Consider the following 10184-nt stretch of genomic DNA (forward strand, 5'->3'; position numbering starts at 1 on the left):
AAAGGGATGAGGATCATGCAGGAAGTCGTACATTTTGGTGCGGGAAACATTGGAAGAGGATTCATCGGCGCGCTGTTTGCCGAATCCGGTTATCATGTAAGCTTTGTCGACATTGCCGAACAAATCATTGCCGCGTTAAATGAGAAACAGACGTATACGGTCAGAACGGCAGCAGAGAATCAGGAAACGATCACCATTCACAACGTTTCCGGCATTAACAGCAAGACCAATCCGGATCAAGTAATTGAAGCAATCGGAAAAGCGGTTTATCTAACAACGGCGATCGGACCCAAGGTGCTTCCGTTTATTGCGCCGCTGATCGCCAAGGGGTTAACTGAGCGTTTGAATCATACGGATGAGAAGATTTATGTGATTGCCTGTGAAAATCAGATTAACGCTACTGATTTGTTGGAAAAAGAAGTTCTGAAAGCACTTGATGAAGCAACGATTAAAAAAATGGACGGAACAGTTTACTTCTTGAATTCGGCGGTTGACCGAATTGTTCCTCTGCAGCATAACGAGGAATTGCTGGATGTGCTCGTTGAAGATTATCGTGAATGGATCGTCGCGACCGATCTGGATTTGCCTGAAGTGAAGGGCATGCAGATCGTTCCGGATCTTGCTCCGTACATTGAGCGTAAGCTCTTTACGGTAAACACCGGGCATGCGACGACCGCGTATCTCGGCTATCAGGCAGGAAAACAGAAAATTCATGAAGCGCTGCGCGATTCCGACATCTATCAAAACGTAAAAGCAACGATTGAAGAGACCGGCGCTTATCTTATCAAACGATACGGTTTCAAGCCAGAGGTGCATGAACAATACATTGAAAAGATTCTGTACCGATTCCAGAACCCGAAGCTGAACGATGACGTGACACGTGTTGGGCGGTCCCCGCTTCGCAAGCTCGGATCGGAAGACCGACTGGTCAAACCGGCGCGCGAAGCGCAGAAGCTCGGTTTGCCGTTTCAGCATTTAGCCAAGGTCATGGCCGCGGCACTGCATTTCGATTACAGCGAGGACGCCGAAGCAGAAAGCCTGCAGCAGCAATTGAAACAAAAGGGCGTGCGGGCTGTTCTGCGTGATGTATGTGGTTTCGAAGAAGATGATCCGATTGCAAAGGAAGTCGTACACTACTACTACTATGAAAATGTCAATTTGCTGAAAAAATAAGCTTTGTATGATCTGAAAAAAGCGTTCTGCCAGTATTATGGGCAGAGCGCTTTTTGACATTGATCATCTGTAAATAAAACGCCATGCATGACGACATGACGTTTTTAAATACCGTATTTATTTTGTTGTAAACGATTAATCAGCGGACAGTGCATCAATTGGATTCAATCGTGATGCACGTCTTGCTGGCAGAAGCGCAGCAATAAATGAGATCACAAGAGCAATGATCACAATTGTGATGATGTTGGCTACTGTAATCTGAACCATGTTGAATTTAACGATACTGTAAAGCAGGTGATTGAGCAGCGTGCTAAATCCATAAGCAAAGATCAGTGCAAGAGCCGCTGAGAACAGGCCAATCAGGATTGATTCGGCGGTAAACAGTCGGCGAATGTCCTTCTTGCGCTGACCGAGGGCGCGCAGGATGCCGATTTCTTTCGTTCGCTCAGATACGGACATAAACATCGTTACAATGATCATGAGCGCGGAAACGAGGAGTGAAATACCGGCGATCGCTGATAGAACGATCGAAGCGATCTGGACATACTGATTGATCGTGTCGAGAATGTCGCCGACGGTAACGGCTCCATAAACGTACTTATCGTTATCCTTGAATCCTTGAATCTTTTTGGCGACCTGTTTGACATAAGTCGGTTCGGTAACATTAACGGAAACATAGTTTGCCTTTGTTACTCCATTCTTCTTTTCAAGCAAGTCACGCATTGTATGGTAATTGGTGGCTGCAGGCAGTGTCTGGGCATTGTCTGAGAATCCGACAACCTTAAGTGTTCCGGAAATTTGAATCGGTTGATTTTTCGTATTGATCCATTGCGCAGTCAGTTGAATTTTTTTCCCCTGAAGCTGTTTATACGTTTTGGCACTAGTCAGAGCAATTGCCTGATTCTTGTTGATGACAATTTCGTTGTTTCCGGGTGCGTGCCCTGTTTTAACCGTGTCGTCGGCGAACGCCTTTGTCCACGTCTGAATTCCCGAACCGTTTGAATTCTTTTTATTATAAGACAACGTGTACGTGCTGAACTGATAACCTGGCTCAACCTTGTCCACATGTTTTAAATCACGCAGACGGTCAACCTGACTGTCTGTAATCAGAAGCTTGGACGGATCACTGGCAAACTGCTGCATTGATTGCTGTAATTCGGCAGAGCTCATTTTTTTACCGGTAGGGTTCTTAAATACGGTAATAGAATTCGGATTGACCATTGAATTGATCTGATCCTGGATGAAGGCGTTGACTCCGTTGCCGAGACCACTGAAGAGCAGGACCGCGAAAAGTCCGATTGCTGTTCCAAGCATAATGAGCGAATTGCGCCAGAAGTTAAAGGTAAGATGTTTGAACGCATTGTGGTAGCTTGCTCCGGAAGACAGCGGCTTTGCTTTAAACTGAGACAGATCTTCTTGAGGGACAGGATAAGCGGGTTTTAAACGTGTATCACCATCAATCTGGCCATCGGTAAGATGAACGATCCGAGTTCCGTAGTTTGCTACCTCTTGAGAGTGAGTAACCGTGATGACCAGTTTTCCTTCAGCCGCGATTTGGTCGAGAAGCTTAAGAACTTCCGCAGTGTTTCTCGAGTCCAGCGCGCCGGTAGGCTCGTCGGCAATAATGATTTCAGGGTCACTGGCAAGCGCACGCGCAATCGCTACACGCTGCTTTTGTCCTCCTGAAAGCTGATTCGGTCGTTTCTTTAAATGATCCCCCAAACCAACTTTTTTGAGCAGCGCGATGGCGCGTTCCTTTCGCTGGCCACCTCTAAGTGTTGTCATGTCTAGCGACACCAAAACATTTTCAACGATGTTCAGATGGCTAATTAAATTATACGATTGGTATATATAGCCGATCGTACCGCGACGGTAATTGTCGAGCTGCTTTTCCTTGGTATGGTCAAGCTGATGCCCATCAATCGTTACCTGACCGGTAAATTTACGATCCAATCCGCCGATGATATTCATCAGGGTTGATTTTCCTCCGCCTGATTCTCCCAGAATCGAAACAAATTCGCCTCGATCTAATTGGAGATCAATACCATTCAGAACGGGAAATTCTTCTTTGCCCAGAAAGTACGACTTGTGTATATCTTTTAGTTCGAGAAAGGCCATGAGTCTCCTCCTTTATTTATTTTGCACCAGTATTAAATATAAAAAAACTAAAACAAAATGTCAATAATGTTTTAGTTTTTTTGACAAAACCTTAAATTATTTTTAGAATTATTGTGACGAAAAAATGAATGAAACGAGATGAAAGTAGGCGTAGGCATGAAACGAAGTGAAAGAAAGGATAGGATGCGCGAACGCATTCTCACGGCCGCCGTCGAACGATATAAAGAGGTCAGCCTTGAGGCTATTAAGATGCGTGATTTAGCGCGGTCAATCGGCATTTCAACAGCGACGCTTTATAACTACTTTTCGAGCAAAGAAAAATTATCGAAAGCAGTAGTGCTGCACATGCTTGCCAGCTATCAACAGACGTTAATCAATTATTTAAACGACCCGTCACTAACCTTTCCAGAAATTTTGCAACGGATGCAACTGTCTTCGAAACAGATACACAATAGTGTGCCTGAAAAGTTGATGGATCTCATTTTTAAAATGTACCAAGATAATGAGATTTATCATATGTTCGACAGTCAGAGCGATTTTTGGCGGCAATTTGTTGCTCGCGGTCGAGCAGATGGGTATATTGCCGACGATTTGAGCAATACGACCGTATATATTTACATTGATATGTTTTTTCAATACTTTCGAAATCCGGAGCATCTGGAAAAACTCAAGATCACACCGCAATTATTAAAGCAAATTGATCATGAGTTGGATACGATGTTTTTGCGCGGACTACTTGGCGCGGTTAGATCAATAAAGGTAGACGATTTTCAAAGGCTTCATACTTGTCATAAAGCCTTTGAAAATCGTAATGAAAAACAGAAAAAGCAGAAACGTACAACCACTAAATCACAATAAATGTATTTGTAAAGCAAAGCAGCCGAACCTGCGATCCGTTCGACTGCTTTATTTTAAACAATAAATATGTAAAAATTCATGAGTACTATGGGATCAGCCTTCATCGGGTATGTGGTTAACTACTGCAAATCCGGGTTTTGTTAATTCCTGAATTTGATCAACAACCTTGAATTCACTTAGACCTGCTGTTGTGTATTCTTTCAACTTCTTCACTTCATTATTGGCAGATTGCTTTCGTTTATTGAAAAGATGACGCAAGCACAAAAAAGCCGCAAAATCAGCATCAGAGAAAAAACCACTGACATCCGGAAAAGTGACATAGATAAAGAAAGAGCCCGAAAACCTTAATATATTAAGGTTTTCGGGCTCTCGTGTGATTACCCCATCTGGATTCGAACCAGAACATCGCGGCCCCAGAAACCGCTGCCTTACCGTTTGGCCATGGGGTAATGAATCAGAACAAGAAATATTATAACCAGTAGAAAATAATAATGCAAGTATTTTTGAAAAAAAAATCGAGCAATCAGGATCTGATTATTTTGCGTTTGTTCATGATATAGTCAAATGTTTTAAATGTAAGGGGTTGCATTTTTTCTAGATAACGCTTACAATATACAGTGTTAAAAGGTAATAGACCAAATTAATTAATCGATTTAGTTAATCGATTAACATAGAAAGGGGCGATTTACAATGAATAAAGAGCAAACGAAAAAGAAGGGAATTCCACACGAACTTTATGAGAGCCTGATGAATGGGATTCGACATATGATTCCCTTCGTTGTCGGAGGTGGTATCTTAATGGCGGTCTCCTTTATGTTCGGAGTCAACGCCGCTGATCCCAAAGATCCTTCTTATAATGCGGTTGCTGCGCTTCTATATAACATAGGGCATGGCAACGGATTCGCGTTAATGGTTCCCATTCTGGCCGGGTTTATCGCTTATGGTATATCCGGTACACTGGCTCTTGCTCCGGGCATGATCGGAGGACTTATTGCTGCAAGTACAGGAAGCGGTTTCTTTGGAGGAATTTTGGCCGGATATTTATCTGGTTACTTTATCCGATTTTTAAATCGGATTTGTCGCAAATTCCCGAAGAATCTGGTGAATTTACGAAATGTGCTGCTTTACCCGGTTGTCAGTGTTCTCTTTACCGGAGTGGTGATGTATGAGGTCGTCGCCTATCCGATGAGCGCATTTAATAATTGGCTGGCGGGCTGCTTAAGCAGTTTTCAAGGATCCGGACTGGAAGTGCTTGGCCTGATTCTCGGAGCGATGATGGCTGTGGACTTGGGAGGACCGATTAATAAGGCAGCCTATACATTTGGCCTTGCAATGATCAGTGCCGGAAACTATTATCCAATGGCTGCGATCATGGCCGGCGGTATGGTACCGCCTATAGGTATCGGGCTTGCTACCGTACTCTTTAAAAAGAAATTCGATGCTTTTGACCGCGATCAGGGAAAAACGTATTTTCTCCTTGGAGCAAGTTTTATCACTGAAAGCGCGATGCCGGTCGCGGCGAAGGATGCGCTGCGCATTATTCCTTCAGGAATCGTAGGGTCAGCGATTGCCGGTGCGCTGACGATGGCGTTTCATATTGCGCTTCCGGCGCCGCACGGCGGATTGTTCGTCTTACCCATTGTCCAGGGCGGAATGGTTCAACAGGGATTGTATCTTGTCGCCATACTGACCGGAGTCGTTATCACCGCGATAATGATCGGGTTGTTGAAAAAGAATATAGCTGAAGAAAAGCATGAAAAAAAAGGAACACCGGATCAAATCATTACTGCTGCTGAGTTAAATGGCGAGCCGCAGAATATTTAAGTATTTTACTTGCTCTCTTTTGTGAAAACGCTATAATATAAAAGATAGAAATCGATACACACTATTGATTGCAGACTGCGAGGGGGAATCGGCTATGGAAACGGAAGAAACGTCGAAACACGCAACTATTTCTATCGTTGCCAAAAAGGCTGGTGTTTCCACAACAACGATTTCCCGATACCTGAACGAAAAATATGAATATATGTCACTGAAAACGCGTAGGCGTATTGAAGCAGTCATCGACGAACTTAATTATCGTCCAAGTAATATTGCACGCGGCTTGAAATCGAAAAAGACAAATCAGATCGGCGTCATTGTTGCAGATATTGAAAATCCGTTTTCATCGATGATGATGAAAGGTGTCAACGATGTGTGCAATCGACGGAATTATCATATGCTGATTTTGAACACGGATAACAGTCAGAAGAGTGAGGAGGAGGGTGTTCTTTCATTGATTGATCACAATGTTGACGCGCTGCTGATTAATCCGACAGGATATTCCAGTTCCATCTATGCGGAGCTGAAAAACAACGATCTACCTGTTGTTCTGATTGACAGACAGATTGAGCATCCCTTCTTCGATTTGGTTACATCCAACAATTATGATGTAACTTATCAGGCAACCGCCTATCTGATTAAGAATAATTATTCACGTATTTATTTTGTCACGGAGAATATAGATAGTATCAGCACCCGGTCCATTCGAAAAAAAGCGGTTGAAGATGCGCTTCGTGAAAAAGGTTTGGACCATGATCAGTGTCTGATGACTATTGATAAAAATAATACACTTGATATTAAAGAAAAATTGATGAAAATCAAGCGTTTGCATGGAAATGAAAAAATTGCATTGTTTGCGGTTAATGGTCAAATCCTGCTTGTGGTTCTGCAAATGCTTCATGAATTACGTTTGTCCATTCCAAGTGAAATCGGTATCTATGGCTATGACGATTGGGGCTGGGGTGAATTGATTTCTCCGGGGATCACCGTTATTCAGCAGGATCCATATGGGATGGGAATCAAGGCTGCGGAACTATTGATTGATCGTCTTGAAGGAAAGCGGAAGGGCAAGTCAGAAGTGTTCGAACTTCCGGCAAACCTGATTATTCGTGGATCAACAGACTAAACCGTTTTTTAATATTCATAAACTAAATCGGTTTTGTTAATCGGTTAACAAAAAATGATGAAGGAAGTGATTATGGTGAATCCGCTCTATCTGAATACGTTAGTCTTTAAAAAACAATTAGATGCAGGGCAGAAAAGTCAGTCGGATCTTTTTCAAACAGCACAGGTTGTTGGTGTATCGGGTATTGAAGTAAGACGTGAATATTTTGAAAACGATTTATTAGAGGATATGGATCGTTGCGGCGAGCAGGCAGAACAAACCGGTTCGCATGTGCTTTATTCAGTTCCTGAAAAACTTTTTGAAAACGGAGTCATTACAAGTCGATTGAATGATTATTTTCAAGAAGCTGAAACGCTTCATGCGGAAAATATAAAGCTCAATATCGGCGAACCAATGAATCTGAGTGCAGATGATTTAGAGAGACTTAAGCAAATGATCAAGCGGTACGCGATTTCATTGACCATTGAAAATGATCAGACCGCAGAAAATGGGAAGCTCGATTTTGTAAACGCTGCGTTGAAAAAATTGAGTAACAGTCCGATCGGTTACACCTTTGATCTCGGAAACTGGTTGTGGCAAAAGACTGACCCACTCGAAGCTGCGCGTCAAGTCGGCTCCTACGCAACCATTTTTCATCTGAAAGATGTCTCTACGAAAAATGGCTTGAAAACAGAATTGCTGGGAAATGGCACGATTGATTGGGTGCGCGCATTGAATGAATGCCCAAGCGACATTCCCGTGGTCGTTGAGTATCCGATTGATTCACCGGATCTTTTGAAAGTGGAATTAGCAAAGGTCAAGCAAGTTCTATCCAAACAGAAAGAAGGTGCTCAATCATGAGCGAGGTCATTACAATAGGCGAACCAATGATTATGTTTGTTGCAGATTCGGAAGGCGATCTTAAGGATGTTGTACACTTCACACGCTATATTGCCGGTGCCGAGGTAAATGTTTCGGTAGGTGTTGCTCGCTTGAATCACAGTGTTTCACTGATCAGCCAGGTCGGTGATGATCCTTTCGGCGCCTACATCCGCCAGTTCCTTAATAAAGAAGCTGTTGAAACTGGTCTTGTCACTGTGAACGGCCGCTACTCAACCGGTTTTCAACTGAAAAGCAAAACTGAGGTTGAAGATCCGAAAGTCGTTTATTTTAGGAAAGGATCAGCTGCCGCACATTTATCTGCCGAACTCATTGAGAAAATGGATTTCACAGGTGCCAAAATTTTACACGTGACGGGTATTTTTCCGGCATTGAGTCCGGAAACCTTTGATGCAACTTTAAAATTGATCGAAAAGGCTCGGACCAATCATTTGATGGTCACTTTCGACCCGAATCTCCGGCCGACGTTGTGGAAGGATGAAGCAACAATGGTTGCGCGTATTAACCAGCTTGCAGGTCTTTGCGATGTGGTTCTTCCGGGATTTCGCGAAGGAAAGCGGCTTACCGGTCGAACAACAAAAGAAGCAATTGCCGATTTTTATCTAAACAATGGGGCTAAAACGGTCATCATCAAGCTGGGCAGTACTGGTGCCTACTGCAAACGTCTGCGCTCAGACGGGCAGGTTGCCGAAACTCAGGTCTCAGCGTTCCATGTTGATCATGTTGTCGATACGGTTGGCGCGGGTGACGGATTCGCAGTCGGCATCATTACTGGAATTTTGGAAGCGTTGCCGGATGATCAAGTGCTTGAACGTGGGAATGCGATCGGTGCCATTCAGGTTCAGCATATCAGTGATAATGAAGGTCTGCCGAATCGTAATCAACTTCGTACATTCATTGAAAAAGCTGTCTCGAAAAGTCCTGAAGCTAAGGATCAAACAACAAATACTTTGAAAGTAATTTAACGCATTAAGAAGGTGGGGGTTCTGTTGAAATTACAAATTGCGATTGATCGTGTATTGCTTGATGAGGCAAAAGTGCTAATGCAGAAACTTGCGCCGGAGGCAGATATTTTAGAAGCAGGAACCTCTCTGATTAAAGACTATGGGGTGACGGTACTTGACGATTTGAAAGAGGAAGCAGGCGGTGCTCAACTGCTCGGCGATATTAAAACGATTGATGAAGGCGCGTATGAATTCAAACAAGGATTCCGTCACGGAGCAGATATCTTGACCGTAATGGGTGCTTCTTCTATCGAAACTCTTCAGAAATGCTACGACGTTTCAGAAGGTTGCGGCAAAGACATGATGATTGATTTACTGGAATGCACGCCGGAAAAGACGTCTGAAATCGTTCATTTTCCACATGCGATTTATTGCTTGCATACGTCTGTCGATCAAGGAGCGACTGCCAACCCGAGTGGCGATGTGCTTGCGTTCAAAAAAGCATTTCCGGGTGTCAGGCGAGTCGCCATTGCCGGCGGAATTAATCTTCAGACTGTTGCCGGACTGTCTGCGGCTGCTCCGGAAATTGTTATTGTCGGTTCAGGAATTACGAAGGCAAATAATCCAATAGATGCAGCTAGAAAATTTAGAAGGGTGATGGCAGAAACATGCAAGTCTTCGATGTGATTTTAAAGGAGATTGATGAGGTCATCAATCAAGTGGATGAAGCAGATTTGGATGCGGCTATGGCACTGATTCAAAAAGACAAACGCATTTTTGTCGACGGTTCGGGACGCAGCGGTTTTCAGGCAAAAGGGTTCGCGATGCGCTTGATGCACATTGGTTATCAAGCGCATGTGATCGGCGAAACCGTAACGCCGTCAATCGCAGCCGGTGATGTTTATTTCGCCGTATCCGGCTCAGGGAAAACTAAAAATGTGGTGAATGATACTCGGGCAGCAAAAGAAAAAGGACTGACTGTCATTGCGGCAACAAGCAAGGCGGGTTCATCTTTGGCCGGGCTTGCCGATTGTACCATTGTGATCCCCGGAGCAACAAAGGGTGACAAGAATAAGAAATCCGTTCAGCTGCTCAGTTCTTTGTTCGATCAGGCCGTTCATATTACACTTGATGCCCTTTGTCTGAAGCTCAGTCTTCGTGATCATACATCTGAGGAAGACGCAGTCAAAATGCATACCAACGTTGAATAATCAACGTTATTGTAAAAAAAATTTTAGGAGGAATTGATCATGGATAATCTTGGT

General features: G+C 43.7%; 9 protein-coding genes and 1 tRNA gene. 8 read left to right on the top strand and 2 right to left on the bottom strand.

The window, feature by feature from the left end; translation table 11 throughout:
* Window positions 1-15: 15 nt before the first annotated feature.
* Window positions 16-1173, top strand: a complete 1158-nt coding sequence (locus NIE88_RS20330; protein WP_253065180.1) for a mannitol-1-phosphate 5-dehydrogenase — start codon at window positions 16-18, stop codon at window positions 1171-1173.
* A 135-nt stretch (window positions 1174-1308) separates the two neighbouring features.
* Here NIE88_RS20330 and NIE88_RS20335 read toward each other — a convergent pair whose 3' ends face one another.
* Complete coding sequence (locus NIE88_RS20335) at window positions 1309-3291, bottom strand: ABC transporter ATP-binding protein/permease (protein ID WP_253065181.1); 1983 nt, start codon at window positions 3289-3291, stop codon at window positions 1309-1311.
* A 156-nt stretch (window positions 3292-3447) separates the two neighbouring features.
* Between NIE88_RS20335 and NIE88_RS20340 the strand changes: the two genes are divergently transcribed.
* On the top strand, window positions 3448-4149 hold the full coding sequence (locus tag NIE88_RS20340; RefSeq protein ID WP_253065182.1) for a TetR/AcrR family transcriptional regulator: 702 nt from the start codon (window positions 3448-3450) through the stop codon (window positions 4147-4149).
* A gap of 377 nt (window positions 4150-4526) precedes the next feature.
* Here the strand turns inward: NIE88_RS20340 and NIE88_RS20345 are convergent.
* Window positions 4527-4598 (bottom strand) — tRNA-Gln (locus tag NIE88_RS20345).
* A gap of 241 nt (window positions 4599-4839) precedes the next feature.
* Here NIE88_RS20345 and NIE88_RS20350 point away from each other — a divergent pair.
* From NIE88_RS20350 to hxlB, 6 genes are all read left to right on the top strand, one after another.
* Window positions 4840-5973, top strand: a complete 1134-nt coding sequence (locus tag NIE88_RS20350) for a PTS fructose transporter subunit IIC (protein WP_253065183.1) — start codon at window positions 4840-4842, stop codon at window positions 5971-5973.
* Between the two features lie 94 nt (window positions 5974-6067).
* Window positions 6068-7096 (top strand): LacI family DNA-binding transcriptional regulator, encoded by a 1029-nt coding sequence (locus NIE88_RS20355; RefSeq protein ID WP_253065184.1) that lies wholly within the window; start codon window positions 6068-6070, stop codon window positions 7094-7096.
* Between the two features lie 54 nt (window positions 7097-7150).
* Window positions 7151-7936 (top strand): sugar phosphate isomerase/epimerase family protein, encoded by a 786-nt coding sequence (locus tag NIE88_RS20360; protein ID WP_253065185.1) that lies wholly within the window; start codon window positions 7151-7153, stop codon window positions 7934-7936.
* Window positions 7933-8940 carry a sugar kinase gene (locus NIE88_RS20365; protein ID WP_253065186.1) on the top strand — a complete coding sequence of 336 codons (1008 nt, stop codon included), beginning with the start codon at window positions 7933-7935 and terminating at the stop codon, window positions 8938-8940. Before NIE88_RS20360 ends, NIE88_RS20365 begins: the two co-directional genes overlap by 4 nt.
* Before the next feature lie 24 nt (window positions 8941-8964).
* The gene (locus tag NIE88_RS20370; protein ID WP_253065187.1) at window positions 8965-9606 is read left to right on the top strand and encodes an orotidine 5'-phosphate decarboxylase / HUMPS family protein; all 642 of its coding nucleotides are present in this window, start codon (window positions 8965-8967) and stop codon (window positions 9604-9606) included.
* Window positions 9588-10130 carry a 6-phospho-3-hexuloisomerase gene (gene hxlB / locus NIE88_RS20375; protein ID WP_253065188.1) on the top strand — a complete coding sequence of 181 codons (543 nt, stop codon included), beginning with the start codon at window positions 9588-9590 and terminating at the stop codon, window positions 10128-10130. Before NIE88_RS20370 ends, hxlB begins: the two co-directional genes overlap by 19 nt.
* Window positions 10131-10184: the final 54 nt, after the last annotated feature.

The organism is Sporolactobacillus shoreicorticis (assembly GCF_024125445.1).
Taxonomy (GTDB): domain Bacteria; phylum Bacillota; class Bacilli; order Bacillales; family Sporolactobacillaceae; genus Sporolactobacillus; species Sporolactobacillus shoreicorticis.